The sequence below is a fragment of the Streptomyces sp. NPDC050564 genome, from assembly GCF_044457265.1.
Classification (GTDB): domain Bacteria; phylum Actinomycetota; class Actinomycetes; order Streptomycetales; family Streptomycetaceae; genus Streptomyces.
In genome coordinates, this window is record NZ_JBITGS010000011.1 from 145,941 (window position 1) to 164,422 (window position 18,482).

15 protein-coding genes are annotated in these 18,482 nt (G+C 70.2%); 3 read left to right on the top strand and 12 right to left on the bottom strand.

The features are described 5' to 3' along the window. The first annotated feature begins 233 nt into the window (after positions 1-233). On the top strand, positions 234-2,111 hold the full coding sequence (locus tag ACIBK0_RS19385) for a lectin (protein WP_399081189.1): 1,878 nt from the start codon (positions 234-236) through the stop codon (positions 2,109-2,111). 42 nt (positions 2,112-2,153) lie between these two features. Further along, a complete protein-coding gene (locus tag ACIBK0_RS19390; protein ID WP_399081191.1) occupies positions 2,154-2,696 on the top strand; it encodes a hypothetical protein in 543 nt (180 codons plus the stop codon). 40 nt (positions 2,697-2,736) lie between these two features. Here ACIBK0_RS19390 and cimA read toward each other — a convergent pair whose 3' ends face one another. The 8 genes from cimA to ureA all read right to left on the bottom strand — a co-directional run bounded on the left by cimA (position 2,737) and on the right by ureA (position 10,934). Continuing rightward, positions 2,737-4,341, bottom strand: coding sequence for a citramalate synthase (gene cimA / locus ACIBK0_RS19395; protein WP_399081193.1), 1,605 nt, complete (start codon positions 4,339-4,341; stop codon positions 2,737-2,739). A gap of 300 nt (positions 4,342-4,641) precedes the next feature. After that, positions 4,642-4,923 (bottom strand): hypothetical protein, encoded by a 282-nt coding sequence (locus ACIBK0_RS19400; RefSeq protein WP_399081195.1) that lies wholly within the window; start codon positions 4,921-4,923, stop codon positions 4,642-4,644. Between the two features lie 103 nt (positions 4,924-5,026). Further along, positions 5,027-6,319, bottom strand: coding sequence for a TolB family protein (locus tag ACIBK0_RS19405; protein ID WP_399081197.1), 1,293 nt, complete (start codon positions 6,317-6,319; stop codon positions 5,027-5,029). Positions 6,320-6,369: 50 nt separating this feature from the next. Then, positions 6,370-6,762, bottom strand: a complete 393-nt coding sequence (locus ACIBK0_RS19410; protein ID WP_399081199.1) for a hypothetical protein — start codon at positions 6,760-6,762, stop codon at positions 6,370-6,372. Positions 6,763-6,909: 147 nt separating this feature from the next. Beyond that, positions 6,910-7,500, bottom strand: a complete 591-nt coding sequence (locus ACIBK0_RS19415) for a TetR/AcrR family transcriptional regulator (RefSeq protein WP_399081201.1) — start codon at positions 7,498-7,500, stop codon at positions 6,910-6,912. A 27-nt stretch (positions 7,501-7,527) separates the two neighbouring features. Further along, positions 7,528-8,565, bottom strand: coding sequence for an agmatine/peptidylarginine deiminase (locus ACIBK0_RS19420; RefSeq protein WP_399081203.1), 1,038 nt, complete (start codon positions 8,563-8,565; stop codon positions 7,528-7,530). A gap of 9 nt (positions 8,566-8,574) precedes the next feature. Continuing rightward, the gene (locus ACIBK0_RS19425) at positions 8,575-10,245 is read right to left on the bottom strand and encodes an urease subunit alpha (protein ID WP_399081205.1); all 1,671 of its coding nucleotides are present in this window, start codon (positions 10,243-10,245) and stop codon (positions 8,575-8,577) included. Next, positions 10,242-10,934 (bottom strand): urease subunit gamma, encoded by a 693-nt coding sequence (ureA, locus tag ACIBK0_RS19430; RefSeq protein ID WP_399081207.1) that lies wholly within the window; start codon positions 10,932-10,934, stop codon positions 10,242-10,244. The genes ACIBK0_RS19425 and ureA overlap by 4 nt, the downstream gene beginning before the upstream one ends. A gap of 144 nt (positions 10,935-11,078) precedes the next feature. On the opposite strand from ureA, the gene ACIBK0_RS19435 reads away from it, so the two are divergent. Further along, entirely contained in the window at positions 11,079-12,527 is a 1,449-nt protein-coding gene (locus ACIBK0_RS19435; RefSeq protein WP_399081209.1) for a cytosine permease, read from the top strand. Here ACIBK0_RS19435 and ACIBK0_RS19440 read toward each other — a convergent pair. From ACIBK0_RS19440 to ACIBK0_RS19455, 4 genes are all read right to left on the bottom strand, one after another. Further along, on the bottom strand, positions 12,458-12,949 hold the full coding sequence (locus ACIBK0_RS19440) for a hypothetical protein (protein WP_399081211.1): 492 nt from the start codon (positions 12,947-12,949) through the stop codon (positions 12,458-12,460). The two genes, ACIBK0_RS19435 and ACIBK0_RS19440, sit on opposite strands and share 70 nt — an antisense overlap. Continuing rightward, entirely contained in the window at positions 12,942-15,542 is a 2,601-nt protein-coding gene (locus ACIBK0_RS19445; RefSeq protein ID WP_399081213.1) for a CHAT domain-containing protein, read from the bottom strand. Before ACIBK0_RS19445 ends, ACIBK0_RS19440 begins: the two co-directional genes overlap by 8 nt. 115 nt (positions 15,543-15,657) lie before the next feature. Beyond that, positions 15,658-16,746, bottom strand: a complete 1,089-nt coding sequence (locus tag ACIBK0_RS19450) for a branched-chain amino acid aminotransferase (RefSeq protein ID WP_399081215.1) — start codon at positions 16,744-16,746, stop codon at positions 15,658-15,660. A gap of 584 nt (positions 16,747-17,330) precedes the next feature. After that, positions 17,331-18,374, bottom strand: a complete 1,044-nt coding sequence (locus tag ACIBK0_RS19455; protein ID WP_399081217.1) for a 3-isopropylmalate dehydrogenase — start codon at positions 18,372-18,374, stop codon at positions 17,331-17,333. Positions 18,375-18,482 lie beyond the last annotated feature (108 nt).

Here is an 18,482-nt window from a genome sequence, read left to right on the forward strand (position 1 = left end):
TCAGCACTCTTGCGACTCATTAGTCTTACGACTTAGATCACGGCGTGAGTTAACTGGCGCCCCGGGAACCCGTCAAGACTTCACGTCAGAACCGGTACACAGCCAATGGCGGGCTGGATCAGGGCAGTTGTTCCTTCAGCCTGTGAACGCGCACCCCCTTGACGCGCGTCCGCAGCCGTCATTTACTCACGCCTCGCATGCCCCACTCCCCCACCCCCAGAAGGGCTGCGCGCATGAGCCTCCTGAGACGATCCACCCGGACAGCACGGCTGCTGCTGGCCGGGCTGCTGACGACCGCGGGACTGACAGCCGTCGGCTCCGTGCCCGCGCACGCCGCGGGCGAGCAGGTCACGGCCTGGCTGACCACGACGGACGACACCGGTGGCCGCCATGTCGTGCGCGGCTTGCAGGCGCAAACCCCCTTCGCCTTCCAGTCCGGCAGCGGTGGCAGCGGTGAGAACATCAGCGTCGACGAGAACACCCGGTATCAGACCTTCACCGGCGGCGGCGCGTCCTTCACGGACACCGCGGCGTGGCTGATGAACAGCAGCGGCGCGCTGTCGCAGAGCACGCGCAACGCCACGATGACGAAGCTGTTCTCCCCGACGGACGGCATCGGCCTGTCCTTCCTGCGCAATCCGATGGGCGCCTCGGACCTCGCCCGGTACGGGTACACGTACGACGACATGCCGGCCGGGCAGACCGACCCGAACCTCACCCAGTTCTCGATCGCACACGACCTGGCGGACGTGGTGCCGCTGACCAGGCAGGCCCTCCAGCTGAATCCGTCGCTGACCGTGATGGCCTCACCGTGGACGGCGCCGGCCTGGATGAAGGACAGTGGGTCGCTCAACGGGGGCTGGCTGAAGGCGGAGGACTACGGGGCCTACGCCTCGTACTTCGTGAAGTACCTCCAGTCCTACCGTGACCAGGGCGTTCCGGTCTCGTACGTCACCGTGCAGAACGAGCCGACATGCTGTTCGGGGTACCCCTCGATGAGCTGGAACGCCTCGGGTCTCGCGTACTTCACGAAGAGTGAGCTGCTGCCGAAGCTCCAGGCGGCCGGGCTGTCCACCAAGGTGCTCGCGCACGACTGGAACTGGGACGTGTACGACTCGTACGCCGCCCAGACGGTCGACGACGCGGCGGTGCGCTCGCACCCCAACTTCGGCGGAATCGCGTGGCACGGCTACGGCGGCGACGTCACCAAGCAGACGACCGTGCACAACCAGTACCTCTCGCTGGACGCCTTCGGCACCGAGCACTCGGGCGGCACCTGGATCGCCAACCAGCAGCGCGAGGACATGCTCAACATCGTCGACTACACCCGGAACTGGGCGAAGTCGGTGACCAAGTGGTCGCTGGCCGTGGACCAGAACATGGGCCCGCACAACGGCGGTTGCGGCACCTGCACCGGTCTCGTCACGGTCCACAACGGTGACGGGCAGAGCGGGACGGTCGATTACACCATCGAGTACTACACGATGGGGCATCTGACGAAGTTCGTACGGCCGGGCGCGCAGCGCATCGCGTCGACCGCGAGCTCGTCCGTCCCGAACGTGGCGTGGCGCAACCCGGACGGCTCCAAGGCGCTGATCGCGTACAACGACGCGTCGACGGCGAAGACGGTGACCATCAACTGGGGCTCACAGCACGCGACTTACTCTCTGCCCGGCAAGACGTCGGCCACGTTCACCTGGTCGGGAACGCAGGCGGGCGGTGGCGACCGGTCGGGGTCCTTCGTCGGGCTCGCGGGCAAGTGCCTGGATGTGGCGGGCGGTTCGAGCGCGAACGGCACCGCCGTACAGCTCTACGACTGCAACGGTTCGACGGCCCAGACGTGGACGGTCAAGGCCGACGGCTCGATCCAGGCGCTCGGCAAGTGCCTCGACGTGGCGTCCGGTTCGACGACGGACGGGGCCAAGGTGCAGTTGTACGACTGCAACGGGACCGGTGCGCAACGGTGGTCGTACAACTCTTCGACCGGTGATGTAGTCAATACGGCAGCGGACAAATGCCTCGACGTGACGGACAACTCGTCGGCGAACGGGGCGCGGGCACAGATCTGGTCGTGTACCGGTGCCGCCAACCAGAAGTGGCATCTGCAGTAGGGCATCGGGCCCTGCTGTCCGGCCGAGAGGGAGGCGGGGCCCATGAGACGCAGGAGTTCGGCCTCGGTGGGAGTGCTGGCGGGGCTGGGGCTGCTGAGCGGATGCAGTCCAGCCTCGCTGTCGCTCTCCGCGGTGTGGCTGGGCACGGACGGGCAGCCGGTCGTGGCGGTGCGGCCGTGCGGCGACGATCGCGCGACGCACCTGAGTATCACCAGCTGGGTCGAGGACGCGTACATCGAGGACAAGAGCGGCGAGATGGTCCCCAACCCCTCCAGCACCGCATCCCCGGGGCAAGTGGACACCCGCTGGTGGGTGGGGAACGGGGTCGAGATCGCCAGGACCACCTTCCCGCTGTTCTCTCCCCCGTCCGTCTGGCACACGCAGAAGACGGGGCCGCAGCGGCTGCTGCCCGGTCGCTCGTACTCCCTGCACTTCGTCGGCGCGCGCCAGGGCTGGCACCCGTACGACGGTTACCTCGGCTTCAGCGCCGCCGACCTCGCGTCGCTGCGCCCAGGCCAGGTCTGGGCCGACGGCCGCGCGATGAGCCTCGGCGAGTTCGAGAAGCTCGCCGAGGACTCCTGCTGAAGCGGCCTTGCGCCGCCGGCTCCACCCCGCTGAAGCGGACCTACGCCGCCGGCTCCACCCCGGCCCGCAGCAGGCCGTACGTGTACGCGTCCTCCAGTGCCTGCCACGACGCCGCGATGACGTTCTCGGCGACGCCCACCGTGGACCACTCGCCGGCGCCGTCCGAGGTGGAGATCAGGACACGGGTCGTGGACTGGGTACCGTGCTTGCCCTCCAGGATGCGGACCTTGTAGTCGACGAGCTCCAGCTGCGCGAGCTGGGGGTAGATCTTCTCCAGGGCGACGCGGAGGGCGCGGTCGAGGGCGTTGACCGGGCCGTTGCCCTCGGCGGTGGCGACGATGCGCTCGCCCTTGGCGAAGAGCTTGACCGTGGCCTCGTTGGCGTGGGTGCCGTCGGGCCGGTCCTCGACGATGGCGCGCCAGGACTCGACCTCGAAGTACTTGCGGGCCTTGCCCTCGGCCTCGGCCCGCAGGAGGAGTTCGAAGGACGCGTCGGCCGCCTCGTAGGTGTAGCCCTGGAGCTCGCGCTCCTTGACCCGCTCGACGACCCGGGCGACCAGCTCGCGGTCGCCGCTGATGTCGACGCCGAGTTCCTTGCCCTTGAGCTCGATCGACGCGCGGCCCGCCATGTCGGAGACGAGCATCCGCATGGTGTTGCCGACCTGCTCGGGGTCGATGTGCTGGTACAGATCCGGGTCGACCTTGATCGCGGAGGCGTGCAGGCCCGCCTTGTGCGCGAAGGCCGAGACGCCGACGTACGGCTGGTGCGTGGAGGGGGTGAGGTTCACGACCTCGGCGATCGCGTGGGAGATGCGCGTCATCTCGCGCAGGGCGCCCTCGGGGAGCACCCGCTTGCCGTACTTCAGCTCCAGGGCCGCCACGACCGGGAACAGGTTCGAGTTGCCGACCCGCTCGCCGTAGCCGTTCGCCGTGCACTGCACATGGGTCGCTCCCGCGTCGACGGCGGCGAGGGTGTTGGCGACCGCGCAGCCCGTGTCGTCCTGGGCGTGCATGCCGAGCCGGGCGCCGGTGTCGGCGAGCACCGTGGCGACGACCGCCTGGACCTGGGCGGGGAGCATGCCGCCATTGGTGTCGCAGAGCACGACCACGTCGGCGCCGGCCTCGGAGGCGGCACGGACCACGGCCTTCGCGTACTCGGGGTTCGCGCGGTAGCCGTCGAAGAAGTGCTCGCAGTCGACGAAGACACGGCGGCCCTGGGAGCGCAGGTACGAGACCGTGTCGCGGACCATCTCCAGGTTCTCGTCGAGGGTGGTGCGCAGGGCGAGCTCGACATGCCGGTCGTGGGACTTGGCGACGAGGGTGATCACCTGGGCGCCGGAGTCCAGGAGCGCCTTGACCTGCGGATCCTGCGACGCGTTGCCGCCGGCCCGGCGTGTCGCGCCGAAGGCCACCAGCTGGGCGTGCTTGAAGTCGATCTCCTGCTGGGCGCGGGCGAAGAACTCGGTGTCGCGCGGGTTGGCGCCGGGCCAGCCGCCCTCGATGAAGCCCACCCCGAAGTCGTCCAGGTGCCGTGCGATGGCCAGCTTGTCCGCCACCGTGAGATTGATGCCCTCACGCTGCGCGCCGTCGCGCAGGGTCGTGTCGAAGACGTGGAACGAATCGTCGAGCTCGCTGGTTTCGGTCATGGTGTTCGGCTCCTGATGTCGGATCTCGGTCTGTACCGGAATGACCGGCTCCACCGTCCCCCCAATAGTCCCTCGCGCTCTCCTCCTGGCTTGAGGTGGGCCAGGAAAACGAAAAACCTCTCGCGGGTGCGAGAGGTCTGCGCGCGGGTCGAGGACGACGGTGTCCGCCCGTACGTGGTGGTACGTGGCGGTCACTGCGGACCGGCGCGCCTGCTGCCAATAATCATGGCGAACGAGAGCACGGGGGCAGTCTGGCACATACCGCCCCCGTGCTCACGGGGTGTCTCAGGATGCGAACAGTCAGCTAGTTCGGCGCAGCCGCCAGTCGGCCTGCGGCTCGGGCCGGGCGACGAGGTTGGTGGCCGTCGAGACGAACACCACGTACCGCCCGACGGCGCTGACGGCCACCGCTGTGGAACCGCGGTCGGCATGAGCGCCGCCCGTGACGACGCTGACCCGTTCCACCCGGCCCATGCGCAGGCCGCGCACGAAGGCGTCCCCCACGCCGTTCGTGTCGCCCGGGACGGCTCGGCGCAGATGAGCCGAACGCGGTGCCGGACGACGCGGCGGGGAGCTGGGCACCGCCGCTGTCCGCGCTCACCCGTCCGGTGCCAGCCGGCGCGGCATGGGCGGGTCACGCCCGGCGTCGGCGCGGCGGCCAGGGCGGCACTCGACAGCAACGGTCTCATCGCCGCCTCTCCAGTTCTCGTACGAAGATGTCGCCGACGCCGTTGCCGTCGCCCGGGACGAGGTTCGTGGCCGTCGAGGAGAAGGCGGCCCGGCCGTCGCGGCTCAGGGACACGACGGCCGAGGCTCCGTCGGCCTGGCTGTCGTCGGCGCCGAGGCTGACCCGTTCGACGGCACCGGTCTTCAGGTCCTTGACGAAGACGTCGGCGACACCGTTCGTGTCACCGGGGACGAGGTTGCTCGCGCTGGAGACGAAGGCGACCCGGCGGCCGTCCGCGCTCACACTCGCGCCGTGGCTCGGGCCGTTGGGCGGGGTGCCGTCGGCGGCGGTGCTCACGCGGACGGTCTTCTGCCGCTCGCGGTCGAAGAGGAACACGTCGGTGTAGAAGTCCTTGTCGTCGGGCACGAGAGAACTCACATTGGAGTTGAAGGCCACCAGCCGGCCGTTCGCGCTGATGGACCCGTCCCACGAACTCTGCTTGTAGACGAAGCGGGTGGGCAGGCTCACCTGTTCGGTCGTGCCTTTCGCCCGGTCGCGTACGTACACGTTCAGCGCGTGGGTGTAGTCGTGCGACGGGTCGAGCTGGGCCGCCGTGTCGAAGACGACGAAACGGCCGTCCGCGCTGAACCCGGTCGCCCCGGAGTCGCTCTCGCCGAGTGTGCCGTCGGTGCGGTACTGGATCAGCTCGGTGCGGCCCGTCCGCCGGTCCAGGACGATCGCGTCGTCCCGGCCGTTGGTGTCGCCGGGCGCCGCGTCCGGGGTCGAGGTGGTGTACGAGACATACCGGCCGCTCGCGCTGATCGCGGGCGAGTAGTTGAGCTTGTAGCGGGGCGGCACGTCCGGGTGGCCGGTGCTGATGCGCTTGGTCCGGTGGGTCCTGCGGTCGTGGAGGTAGATGTCGTCGAGGCCGTTGTCGTCGTCCTTCGCGAGTGCGGCGGTGGTGGCGAAGACAACGTACCGACCGTCCGCGCTCAGCGCCGGGCTCGCGGCCGGGCCCTCGGCGATCCGCGCGGTGCGGCCGGTGCGCAGATCGCGGACGAAGACGTCGGCGACGCCGTTCCTGTCACCGCGGACGAGGTTGCCGGCGGCCGAAACGAACGCCACATAGCGGCCGTTGGCACTGATCGCCGGGGTGCTGGAGGCGCCGTCGCCCTCGTGTCCGCCGGTGGAGGTGCTCACCCGCGAGGTGCGCGGAGCGGTGGAGTCGGCGTGCGCGGCCGTCAGGGCGGCGCCCGCGAGCGCGGCCGTGACGACGGCCGCGCCCAGGGTGGTACGTCGGGCGAGATGCATGGAAGTCCCCCTGAGAGTTCCTTGCGCTGACGGTGGGTGAAAGCAGCTGTTCAGCGGACGCGTCGTACAAGGACGTCGGCGACGCCGTTCGTGTCGCCCGGCACCGGCTCCGCGGCGGCGGAGGTGAAGACGACACCGTTGTCACTCACCGCGCCCGCGGTCGTGCCCGCCGCGTCCGCCGCCCCGGCGACGGTCCGGTCGGCTCCGGTGCGCTGATCGCGCAGGTGCAGTACCGACTGCCCATCGTTGTAGCGGAGTTGGCGTCCGTCCCGGCTGAGCGCGCGGGCCTGGGCGCCGGGGAAGTGCTGGACACGGCCGGTCCGCAGGTCCCGTGCGTACGCGCCGCCGCTCGCCGCGTTCATCACCACAGTGCGGCCGCCCGCGCTGAGCTGAACCACCGAGGACGGTGTCCCGTCGTGGGACGCACGTGCAGCAGTGGACATGATTTCCCCCGAAATCCTGTCGTCCCCCTGTCCCGCGCCACGGGCTCACTTGGATGCAACCGCACCACACACCCCGGGTCAATGCGTTCGATTACGTACAACCCCGGCGACTGATCGACCGTCCGCGAGTACCGGACACCGCATCGGTCAGCCGAGTGACTCGTCCAGGAACTCCCTTACGTGGGACAGGATGTGGCCACGATCGGTACCGCGCAGACCGATGGCCACATGGATCGCGAACCCGTCGAGGAGCGCGCGCAGCCGGGCGGCGAAACGGTCCGGGTCGACCGCGCGGAACTCGCCGCGCGAGATGCCTTCGGCGATCAGCGCCACCAGATCCCGGTGCCAGGCGCCCTCGATGGCGACCTGCCGCTCGCGGGCGTCCTCGTCGGCGTTCTGCGAGCGGTTCCAGACCTCCAGCCAGAGCGTCCAGTGCGGGTCGCGGTGACCGTCGGGGACGTACAGGTCGACGTACGCGTCGAGGCGTTCGCGGGCGGTTCCGCGCCCGGCCAGCAGGCGGCTCCGCTCGGCACCGAGGCGGCCCTCGCTCCACTCCAGGGTCTGCAGCAGCAACTCGTCCTTGGAGTGGAAGTAGTAGAGGAGATGGCCGCTGCTCATGCCGACCTCGCGGCCGAGCGCCGCCATGGTCAGCTTCTCCAGACCGCGTTCGGCGATCATGTTCATGGCGGCGGCGAGCACGTCCTCCCGCGGTGGCGCGTTCTTTCGCGCACCGGCCATCCGTGCCTCCTGTCGTTCCTCAGGCTCTCAGACCTTCGGCTGCTGCTGGGTGATGCAGTGGATGCCACCGCCGCCCGCAAAGATCGTACGTGCGTCCACCAGCGTCACCGTCCGCTCCGGGAACAGCCGGCGGAAGATCCCGGCCGCGATCTCGTCGCGCGGGTCGTCGAAGCCGCAGAGCACGACGCCGCCGTTGCAGAGGTAGTGGTTGATATACGAGTAGTCCGCCCAGTGGCCGTCGGCCTCCAGCACGGTCGGGGCGGGCACCTCGACGACCTCGATACGGCGACCGCGCGCGTCGGTCTGCCCGCAGAGCAGCCCGATGATCTCCTTGCTGACCTCGTAGTCCGGGTGCGCCGGGTCCTGCTGGGAGTGCGCGACGATCACGCCGGGGCGCGCGAAGGCGGCGACGATGTCGACATGGCCGAGCGTGCCGAAGCCGTGCGGCGGGTAGTCGCCGGTCAGTCCGCGCGGCAGCCAGATCGCCTTGCGGGTGCCGAGCTGGGCATGGATCTCCGCCTCGACCTGCTCGCGGGTCCAGTCGGGGTTGCGCTCGGGGCCGAGCTGCACGGTCTCGGTGAGCAGCACGGTGCCCTCGCCGTCGACGTGGATCGCACCACCCTCGTTGACCAGTTCCGAGGCGTACGTCCGTGCTCCGGCGAGGTCCGAGACATACGCGCCGATCTTGCGGTCGTGCTCCCAGCGGGCCCAGTCCTGTGCGCCCCAGCCGTTGAACGTCCAGTCCACCGCGGCGAGTTCACCCTTCCCGTCGGTGAGGAAGGTGGGGCCGATGTCCCGCATCCAGGCGTCGTCGAGTTCCCGTTCGACGGTGTCGATGCCGGCGCCGAGGAGTTCGGAGGCTTCCTGGGACTGTCCCGGACCGCACACGACCGTGACCGGCTCGAAGCGGCGGATCGTACGGGCCACCGCCGCCCAGGCCGCCCGCGACTCGGCGAGGTCGTCCGGGGTGTCGAAGGTGGGGTTGGAACCCGGCCACGCCATCCAGGTGCGCTCGTGCGGGGTCCACTCGGCGGGCATCCGGAAGCCGTCGGCGGCAGCAGACATGGGTGATCCTTAGAGGAAGTACAGGCGGTTGAGAGATACGGAGTCGGCTGGTTCGGAGCGCAGCGGGTCGCCGTCGAGAGTGACCAGGCCCGTGCGCTGGTCGACGTCGACCGCTCCGGTGCGGGAGTTGAGCCGCAGGTCGGCCGGGCCGATGCCGCGGGTGCCGCGGACGGCGACCCGTCGGCGTCGCGTCGGCATGCGGTCATTGCCCTGGTCGAGCGCGGCCTGTGCGACGAAGGCCACCGAGATCTCGGCGGGTGTCGCGCCGTGCGCCCCGAACTGCGGTCCCAGGACGAGGGGTTCGCAGGTGTCGGTGGCGGCGTTCGGGTCGCCGACGACTCCGTACGCCGGGAAGCCGGACTTCAGCACGAGCTGCGGCTTGGCGCCGAAGTACTCGGGCCGCCACAGCACGATGTCGGCGAGCTTGCCGACCTCGATGGAGCCGACCTCGTGCGCGAGGCCGTGCGCGATGGCGGGGTTGATGGTCAGCTTCGCCATGTAGCGCAGGACGCGTTCGTTGTCGTGGTCCTCGGGGGCCCCGAACTCGGCCTTCATCTTTCCGGCCATGGCGAAGGTCCGGCGTACGGTCTCGCCCGCCCGCCCCATGCCCTGCGCGTCCGACGAGGTGACGCCGATCGCGCCCAGGTCGTGCAGCACGTCCTCGGCGCCCATCGTGCCGGCCCGGATCCGGTCACGGGCCATGGCCGCGTCGCCCGGCAGATCGGTCTTCAGGTCGTGGACGGAGACGATCATCCCGTAGTGCTCGGCGACCGCGTCCCGGCCGAAGGGTAGCGTCGGGTTGGTGGAGGAGCCGATGACGTTCGCAACTCCCGCCATCTTCAGCACATTCGGTACGTGACCGCCGCCGCAGCCCTCGATGTGGAAGGCGTGGATGGTGCGGCCTTCGAGGACCCGCAGCGTGTCCTCGACCGAGAGACATTCGTTCAGTCCGTCGCTGTGCAGGGCGACCTGGACGTCGTGGTCCTCCGCGACCCGCAGCGCGGTGTCGAGGGCGCGGGTGTGGGCGCCCATGTCCTCGTGGACCTTGAAGCCGCTCGCGCCGCCCTCGGCGAGGGCCTCGACCAGGGGCGCTTCGCTGGACGACGAACCCCGGCCCAGGAAACCGATGTTGACCGGCCAGGCGTCGAAGGCGCTGAAAGCGTGGCGCAGCGCCCAGGGGGAGTTGACGCCGACGCCCCACACCGGGCCGAACTCCTGGCCGATGATCGTCGTCACGCCGGAGGCGAGCGAGGCCTCCATGACGCGCGGCGACAGCAGGTGGACATGCGTGTCGACGGCTCCGGCGGTGGCGATGAGCCCCTCACCGGACACGATGGACGTGCCCGTGCCGACCACCACGTCGACGCCGTCGAGGGTGTCGGGGTTTCCGGCCCGCCCGACGGAGCAGATCCGCCCCTCGCGGATGCCGATGGAGACCTTGCGGATCCCCTGCGCCGCGTCGATCACCACGACATTGCTGATGACGACGTCGCAGGTGTCACGAACGGCGGCGGCCTTGAGGTGCAGCCCGTCGCGCGCGGTCTTGCCGAAGCCGGCGAGGAACTCGTCGCCGTGCTGCTGGGCGTCGGACTCGACGCGGATCGTCAGCCCCGAGTCGCCCAGGCGGACACGGTCGCCCGCACGCGGACCGTGGGTGGCGGCGTACTCGTAGGGATTCATCGTTGCCCAGCTCCCTCGGTTCCGAGATATCCGCAGGCGGCGGCCCTGCGCAGGGCCTCTTCCTTCGCCCCCGGCGCGTCCAGCGGCCCGTCGACCAGGCCGGCGAACCCGATCGCGATCCGCTCTCCGCCGATGGGCAGCAGTCCGACCTCGACGCTCTCGCCGGGTCCGAAGCGGACGGACGATCCGGCGGGCACGGCAAGCCGCATGCCGTAGGCCGCCGTCCGGTCGAAGTCGAGCCGCGGGTTGGCCTCGAAGAAGTGGAAGTGGGAGGTGACGGAGACGGGCACGGTGGCCGTGTTCCGCACGAGGAGCCGTACGGCCGCCTCGGGCTCGGTGTGCTCCGGGCCCGGCAGCAGCGCGCCAGGAGCCAGGTCCCCGAGGCCGCCGCCGATGGGGTCGCCGACGACCGCGAGGCGTGAACCGTCGTCGAAGACGGCCTCGACGTGCACCTCGGTGACGACGTCGGCGACGCCCGGCAGTACGTCGTCGGGGCCCAGCACGGACCGGGCCGCGTCGATGGCCTCCGCGAGCCTGCGCCCGTCACGGGCGGCTTCGCAGACGGTGTCCGCGATGAGCGCGGTCGCCTCCGGCACATTGAGCCGCAGGCCGCGCGACTTGCGGGCCCGGGCCAGTTCGGCGGCCGAGAACAGCAGCAGCCGGTCACGCTCCGTAGGGGTCAGTCGCACGCCACGACACCTCCTTGCCTTCCTCGCTTAGAGCATCACTCTAAACGGCGGATTCATGAAAAGGAAACATTGACGGACCACCTTCGAAGACGTCACATTGAACGTCGCTCAAACTTCTAGGCGGCCGATCGAAGGAGACCAGCCATGCCGATAGAACAGCGCGGAGTCGACACCATTCCGGACGAGGAGCGCACCAGCGGTCCACGTGACCTGATGTCGATCCTGCTCGGGTCCAATCTGTGTCTCGGCGTGATCATCTTCGGCTGGCTGCCGCCGTCCTTCGGACTCGGCTGGTGGGCGTCGGTGAGCGCGATCGTGGCGGGCACGGTGATCGGCACGGCGCTGACGGCACCGCTGGCCCTGGTGTCGCTCCGCACCGCGACGAACCTCTCCACCTCCTCCGGCGCCCAGTTCGGCGTACGCGGCCGTCTGGTCGGCTCGGTCGTCGGCCTGCTCCTCGCACTCGGCTACACCGCGCTGACCGTGTGGATCGGCGGCGATGTGATGGTGGGCGTCCTCAACCGCCTGTTCGGACTGCCGGTGTCGGGAGTCTCGTACGCGGTGGTCTACGGACTGCTCGCCGCGGCGACCGTGGCGGGCGCCGTGTACGGATACCGGGTGCTGCTCGCGATGTCCCGCGTTCTGGCGATCGGGATGACGGCCCTGCTGGTCGTGGGCGTGATCGCGTACGCCCCGCACTTCACCACCTCCGCGCTCCCGGAGACCGGCGGCTATCTGCTCGGCTCCTTCTGGCCGACCTGGCTGCTGGCGGCGGTGGCGGCGGGCCTGTCCGGTCCGATCGCCTTCATCACGCTGCTCGGCGACTACACGCGCTACATCTCCCCGGCCCGCCACTCCTCCCGCACCGTCCTGCACGCCACCTGGCTGGGCCTGATCGCCGGTCTCCTCGTCCCCCAGCTCTTCGGCACCTTCACGGCGTACGCGGCCCACGCGGCCCTCGACTACGCGGGGCCGCTGGTCTCCGCCTCCCCCGCCTGGTACCTGATCCCGCTCCTGCTCGCCGCCTCCGCGGGCTCGGTCGGCAACGCGGGTCTGATGCTCTACTCCATGGGCCTCGACCTCGACGCGATCCTGCCCCGCGCCTCGCGCGCCCGTGCCACCTACACCGTGGCCGCCGTCGCCACGGTCTGCGTCTTCGTCGGCCACTACGCCTGGGACGCGCAGTCCGCGATGACATCCTTCGTGCTCCTGCTGACCGCGATCGGCACCCCCTGGGCCGTCATCACCCTCATCGGCTTCGCCCGCTGCCGCGGTGCCTACGACCCGGACGCCCTCCAGGTCTTCAACCGCCGCTCCCGGGGCGGCGTCTACTGGTACCGCGGCGGCTGGAACGTCCAGGCCGTGGTGTCATGGGCCCTCGGCGCGTGCACCGGCCTGCTGGCGGTGTCACTCCCCTCGTACGAGGGTCCGCTGCTGACGCTGACGGGCGGGGTGGACTGCAGCTTCGTGCTGTCGGGGCTGGTGGGCGGGGTCGTCTATCTGGCGTTGAGCGCGCGAACCGCTCAGGATTCGGTGCCTTCGGACGCGAAATCGCCGGACACGGAACACCAGCGGGCCTCGGCCGCGTCGTAGCGCAGGGTGCCGTGCCGGAACCGCGCGAGGTCCAGGGCGCGCAGCTTCCGGTACGCCTCGTCGTCCACCTCGGGGCCGAGGACGATCCGGGCGCCGGTGGCGGTGTCCTGGAGGACGACGGGGCGCGGCGCCCCCGGGGCCTGATCCGAGGGTGTCCGGCGCAGGGCGCTCTGCATCCGGCGGTACACATCGTCGGCGAGCCGTCCCCCGAAGCCGCCCAGGAAGGACTGCAGGGGCAGGGCTATGAGGAACAGCCAGTGGAGCTCGTCCGGACCCCGCCGAGTCGGCCAGACCCGCACCCGGACCTGGGCACCGAGCGCGACGAAGGCCTCGACCAGCGGGGTTTCGGAGCCGCGCGGTTGCTTGGCGTCGACGTAGAGGTCGACGAAGTCGTTGGCGAGTGGCGTGAGTTCGTCAGACACTGCGCTCCTCCGGGAGCGGGATCAGCCAGGCCTTGCCGCCACCCACGGCGGCCAGATGTCTGCCGTCGGGGCTGCAGGCGACCCTGAGCATGGTCACGGAGCCGAAGTCGCCGTCGAGTTCGAACACCATGGCGCGCGTCGGCAGATGCCAAACCGACACCGTCGCGCCGGAGGCCACGGCCAGACGGCTGCCGTCGGGACTGAACGCCACGCACCGGACGCGGTCCGCGAGTTCGAGCTGCACGACGCACTCCCCGGTCGTCGCGTCCCACACACGTGCCGTGCCATCGAGGCCGGCCGTCGCGAGACGGGTGCCGTCCGGGCTGAAGTCGACCGCGAACACCATCGCGGAGTACTCGACCCGCATCAGCCGCGCGCCCGTGCGGACGCCCCACACCTGCACGAAGGTGCGTCCGGCGGTGGCCAGGCGTGTCCGGTCCGGACTGACGGCCACCGCGTAGACGGAGGCCTCGTGATCGATGGTGTCGATCCGTGTGGGCCGCTCCACCGTCCAGAGGCCGACCAAGTGATGGCTTGCAGCGACCAGTTGGGCGTTCCCGCAGAACGCCAACGCGGACACGTCGTACCGACCCGCGGCGATCTCCACCGCTCGCTTCCCCGTGTCGCTGTCGCAGACCCGCACCTTGGAGTTCCCGCTCATGGCGATCCGCTGCCCGTCCGGCGTGAATGCCAGGCAAAGGACGCGCTCGTCGGAGCCGGCCGTCTGCAGTGCGGCCCATACGCCACCGGCCACCCCCGGGGCTGCGACGAGACCGACTCCCTTGAGAGCCGCCGCATCGACGGGGGGACGAGTCGTGCCATGCCGATGTCCCGTCAGGTCGAAGATCGTCGCGCTCCGTTTGTCGCACCCGACGGCCACCCGGTGGCCGTCGGGGCGGAAGGCGACCGACCAGGCCGGTTTCGGGGTGACCAGTTCGACGATCCGAGCCCTCGGCGTCCCGGCCCGGCCCACGTGCGTCGGCACCTCCGCCGCGTCCGGGGAGGGCGTCCACCCCGCGACCTCCCGCCGCGCCGCCGCCACCGCTCCGTCCGGATCCGGATTCTCCGGCGAGAGCTCGGCGAGGCGCTCTCCGATGGCGAGCACCGCGTCCCACTGCCCGGCCGCATGCAGGGCGAGCGCCTCCGCGCGCAGCGACGCCCGTACCTGCCGGGTACGGGCGAGTTCGAGACGGCCGAGTACATCGCGGTAACCGGGGTCGACGGCGAGGATCGCGGAGAGGTGCTCCACCGCGGCGTCCCAGTGCCCTGAGTCGGCGGCGCCCAGGGCCGCGATGTAGAGATGGTGCAACCGGCGGCAGCGAAGGGCCTCTTCGAGTTTGGCGGCGGTGTTCCGGTACGTGCGGTCACGCGCGACCACCGCGCGGAACGCCGCCACCGCGTCGTCCCAGCGCTCGGTGTACAGCGCGGCGAGACCCTGGACGTACAGCTCGTCCACGTCGGTCGTCCGCCGAGCGGCCGGCTCCTGGCCGATGTCGAAGAGCAGGCCGTCCAGCGAGCGCATGTACAGCACGGGCGTGCCCCATTCGAGGGTGCCCGGGAGCTCCAGAAGGATCGACTGGCGCGCGTCCATCACCGCCGCGTCCACGCCGCGCCGCAGCGCGAGCGCCTCGTAGAAGCTGCGGCTGAACTCGATGGCGGCCCGGTCGGAGACGGGGTACTGCATGGCGAGCGCGGCGGGCACCCCGGCCCGCATCAGCGCGCCGCCCACGCTGGAGAAGGGGTCGGCCGGCCCGGCCCGGCCGGTCTCGCAGGCATTGAGGACGACCAGGCGCAGCGAGGGATGGCTCTGGAGCACCATCGCCAGGTTCTCCGCGCCCAGCTGGTAGGTGCCTCCGGCCCCGTCGGCGAGTGCCAGGGTGCCTTCCTGGGCCACCCGGTCGAAGCCGCCGTGCCCGATGAAGTGGAAGATGTGCCAAGGGCCGTGGCCCAGGCGGAGTGCGGCACGCAGATCGCGCCAGGTCTCGCCGCCTACCCAGCCGAGTTCGATCATCCCGTCGCGCTGCAGCTCCTCCAGGGCGCCGGCGAGGCGCTCCTTCTCGAGCTCGACAGCGAGGGCCTCCTGATCGTCCGGGCGGGCAATCATGCACAGGATCCTCAGCGGCGGCTCGACGCGCAACGGCCGCTGAGGCATGGGTACTTGGGGATGCCGGATGAGTGAGGCGGTCTGGCACACATAGCCGTTCAGGCCGGGATCGAAGAGGAACTCCCAGGGCAGCCTGGCAAGTTCGGGTGGTCTCACGCGCAGAACCAGACGCAGATGCCGTTCCTCGCGTGCGGCGGTGTGCCGGGCTGCGGCCAGCAGGGCCCGGCCGTCTCCGACGGTGAGGGTTTCGAAGAGGCTCCGGCCGAGGAGCTGCACGGGTTGCTCGTCGGGGCTCGCGCTGCGGCGGACGCGCGCCGACGAGGCGATCACGGCGTCCGGGATACGGGCGGCGAGGGTCCGCAGCTCCTCGGGGGACAGCGGCATGCGCGTACGAGTGGAGGTCTCGGCGCCGTCGGGAGCACGCAGCGCTATCTCGTAGACCTGCGGTTCTGTGGCCGTGATCTCGACCTGGAAATCAAGGACTTCCATGGACGTCCCACCCCCCGTCGGACGTTACTCACCATCCCACAGACACCGCCCGCAAGGCAGACAAAAGACGGGGTCCGCCCCGGTGCGCACCGGCGCGGACCCCGTCCCGCTCACCTCAGCCCAGCGGATGCATCCACCCGTGCTTGTCCTCGGTGACACCGCGCTGGATGTCGAGCAGCGCCTCGCGCAGCTTCAGGGTGACCTCGCCGGGCTTGCCGCCCGACTGCTGCCACTCGGCGCTGGTGCGCTTGACCGTGCCGACGGGTGTGATGACGGCGGCGGTGCCGCAGGCGAAGACCTCGGTCAGGGTGCCGTTCTCCGCGTCGCGCTGCCACTGGTCGATGGAGACGCGGCCCTCCTCCGACGCGTAGCCGAGGTCGCGGGCGACGGTGAGCAGGGAATCGCGGGTGACGCCCTCCAGGATGGAGCCGGTGAGGGACGGGGTGATGATCTTGTCGCCGTACACGAAGTACAGGTTCATGCCGCCGAGTTCCTCGACCCACGTGTGCTCGACCGCGTCGAGGTAGCAGACCTGGTCGCAGCCCTTCGCCGCGGCCTCGGCCTGGGCAAGGAGAGAGGCCGCGTAGTTGCCGCCCGTCTTGGCGTCGCCCATGCCGCCGGGGACGGCACGCACGCGGTCCTCCGAGAGCCAGATGGAGACCGGCTTCACACCGCCCGCGAAGTACGCGCCCGCGGGCGAGGCGATGACGAGGAAGAGGTACTCGTTGGCGGGCTTCACGCCCAGGCCGACCTCGGTCGCGATCATGAACGGGCGGAGGTAGAGGGATTCCTCGCCGCCGTGCGCCGGGACCCAGTCGCGGTCCTGCTGGACCAGCACGTCGCAGGCCTCGATGAACGTCTCCACCGGCAGCTCCGGCATGCCGAGCCGACGGGCGGAGGCCTGGAAGCGCTTGGCGTTCTTGTCCGGGCGGAAGGTGGCGACGGAGCCGTCGGGCTGACGGTAGGCCTTCAGGCCCTCGAAGATCTCCTGCGCGTAGTGCAGGGTCATGTTCGCCGGGTCGAGCGAGAGCGGGCCGTACGGAACGAGCTGGCCGTCGTGCCAGCCGCGACCCTCCGTCCACTTGATCGTCACCATGTGGTCGGTGAAGTGGCGGCCGAACCCGGGGTTGGCCAGGATCGCCTCCCGCTCCGTGGCGGAGAGCGGAGTGGCGGAGGGCTTGAGCTCGATCGTGGGCTGCGTCATGAGTGGTTGTCCTTCACCGGTTGTGTGTGACGGGCCGCGCTCACGCCCGTAACTGCCAGTGGCCAGTGTTAGGACGTCCGAGCATTCCCTCATTCCGCGGCTCCGCGTTCGATTATCGCCTGCGGGGCTCGATGGACGAAATGGCTCGGATGCGTACAGCTTGCGGCGCCGCTCACGATTGATTCGTTCGTGTGATGGTCGACCTGTGGGCTTGTGGTGGACTGCAAGCCCGCAGGTAGCGTGGCCATGCGGCTCGAGACGTCGGGGGTGGCGCCGGCATGCAGGGCCCCTGCGCCACCAGAGGGATGGTTCAGGGCCTCCCCGCCGCCTTTTTGGCCGCGTCCATGGCCGAGTCGTCAGGGAATCCGCCCGCCCGGATCGGACCACGGACAGGATCCGTGTCGCCGCCCGGGGTGAGTATGCGGACGACCAGTGCGCCCAGGACCGTTCGGGGCGTGCCGGTGCAGGGGCTCATCGTCCCGCACTGCCAAGGAACGGTTGATGGTGGCACCCGGTGACCGGTGCCCGGACACAAGAAGCCGCCGGGCCCATGCGACCCGGCGGCTGGTGTCAGTACCGGCGGGTCAGCCGGCTACTCGGACGGCGAGCGCGTCGCCGATTTCGTCGGTGCTCCGGGCGGGCTTGCCCACGCGCTCCGCGAGGTCGGCCGAGACGGCCTGCTCGATGCGGGCGGCCTCGGCCTCGTAGCCGAGGTGGCGCAGCAGAAGGGCGACGGACAGGACGGTGGCGCTCGGGTCGGCCTTGCCCTGGCCCGCGATGTCGGGGGCCGAGCCGTGCACGGGCTCGAACATCGAGGGGAACTCGCCGCTCGGGTTGATGTTGCCGGAGGCGGCGACGCCGATGCCGCCGGAGACGGCCGCGGCGAGGTCGGTGATGATGTCGCCGAAGAGGTTGTCGGTGACGATCACGTCGAAGCGCCCGGGGTCCGTGACGAGGTAGATCGTCGCCGCGTCCACGTGGATGTAGTCCGTGGTGACCTCGGGGAACTCCTGGGCCACCCGGTTGAAGACGTTCGTCCACAGGTGACCCGCGAAGGTCAGCACGTTGTTCTTGTGGACCAGCGTGAGCTTCTTGCGCGGGCGGGCCTGGGCGCGGGCGAAGGCGTCGCGGACGACCCGCTCGACACCGAAGGCCGTGTTCACGGAGACCTCGGTGGCGACCTCGTGCTCGGTGCCCTTGCGGATGGTGCCGCCGTTGCCGGTGTACGGGCCCTCGGTGCCCTCGCGGACCACGACGAAGTCGATCTCCGGCTGGCCGGCCAGCGGGGTGGCGACACCCGGCAGCAGCTTCGAGGGACGCAGGTTGACGTGGTGGTCGAAGGCGAAGCGGAGCTTCAGGAGGAAACCGCGCTCGAGGACACCGGACGGGACCGAGGGGTCGCCGATCGCGCCGAGCAGGATCGCGTCGTGCCGCTTCAGGGCGTCCAGGTCCGCCTCGGTGAGGGTCTCACCGGTGGCGTGGTACCGCTTGGCGCCGAAGTCGAACTCCTTGGTCTCCAGCTTCACATCCTGCGGAAGGACGGCGGAGAGGACCTTGAGCCCCTGGGCCACGACCTCCTGGCCGATGCCGTCACCGGGAATCACTGCGAGATTGATGCTGCGAGACATGACGGCACCGTACTCCTTGTCCCATGGGATGACACGCGGTGTCCGCCATACGGACACGACGGAGTGTCGCGGAGGCCACTCGTAAGCCTGTGTTCACCCTTACGTATG

What these genes read in the sequence shown, in the direction of transcription:
- ACIBK0_RS19435 (WP_399081209.1), top strand. Translation starts at nt 11,079, where the DNA reads ATGCCGATAGAACAGCGCGGAGTCGACACCATTCCGGACGAGGAGCGC.
- ACIBK0_RS19405 (WP_399081197.1), bottom strand. Translation starts at nt 6,319, where the DNA reads ATGCATCTCGCCCGACGTACCACCCTGGGCGCGGCCGTCGTCACGGCC.
- ACIBK0_RS19390 (WP_399081191.1), top strand. Translation starts at nt 2,154, where the DNA reads ATGAGACGCAGGAGTTCGGCCTCGGTGGGAGTGCTGGCGGGGCTGGGG.
- ACIBK0_RS19410 (WP_399081199.1), bottom strand. Translation starts at nt 6,762, where the DNA reads ATGTCCACTGCTGCACGTGCGTCCCACGACGGGACACCGTCCTCGGTG.
- ACIBK0_RS19455 (WP_399081217.1), bottom strand. Translation starts at nt 18,374, where the DNA reads ATGTCTCGCAGCATCAATCTCGCAGTGATTCCCGGTGACGGCATCGGC.
- ACIBK0_RS19385 (WP_399081189.1), top strand. Translation starts at nt 234, where the DNA reads ATGAGCCTCCTGAGACGATCCACCCGGACAGCACGGCTGCTGCTGGCC.
- cimA (WP_399081193.1), bottom strand. Translation starts at nt 4,341, where the DNA reads ATGACCGAAACCAGCGAGCTCGACGATTCGTTCCACGTCTTCGACACG.
- ACIBK0_RS19420 (WP_399081203.1), bottom strand. Translation starts at nt 8,565, where the DNA reads ATGTCTGCTGCCGCCGACGGCTTCCGGATGCCCGCCGAGTGGACCCCG.
- ACIBK0_RS19415 (WP_399081201.1), bottom strand. Translation starts at nt 7,500, where the DNA reads ATGGCCGGTGCGCGAAAGAACGCGCCACCGCGGGAGGACGTGCTCGCC.
- ACIBK0_RS19425 (WP_399081205.1), bottom strand. Translation starts at nt 10,245, where the DNA reads ATGAATCCCTACGAGTACGCCGCCACCCACGGTCCGCGTGCGGGCGAC.
- ACIBK0_RS19450 (WP_399081215.1), bottom strand. Translation starts at nt 16,746, where the DNA reads ATGACGCAGCCCACGATCGAGCTCAAGCCCTCCGCCACTCCGCTCTCC.
- ACIBK0_RS19445 (WP_399081213.1), bottom strand. Translation starts at nt 15,542, where the DNA reads ATGGAAGTCCTTGATTTCCAGGTCGAGATCACGGCCACAGAACCGCAG.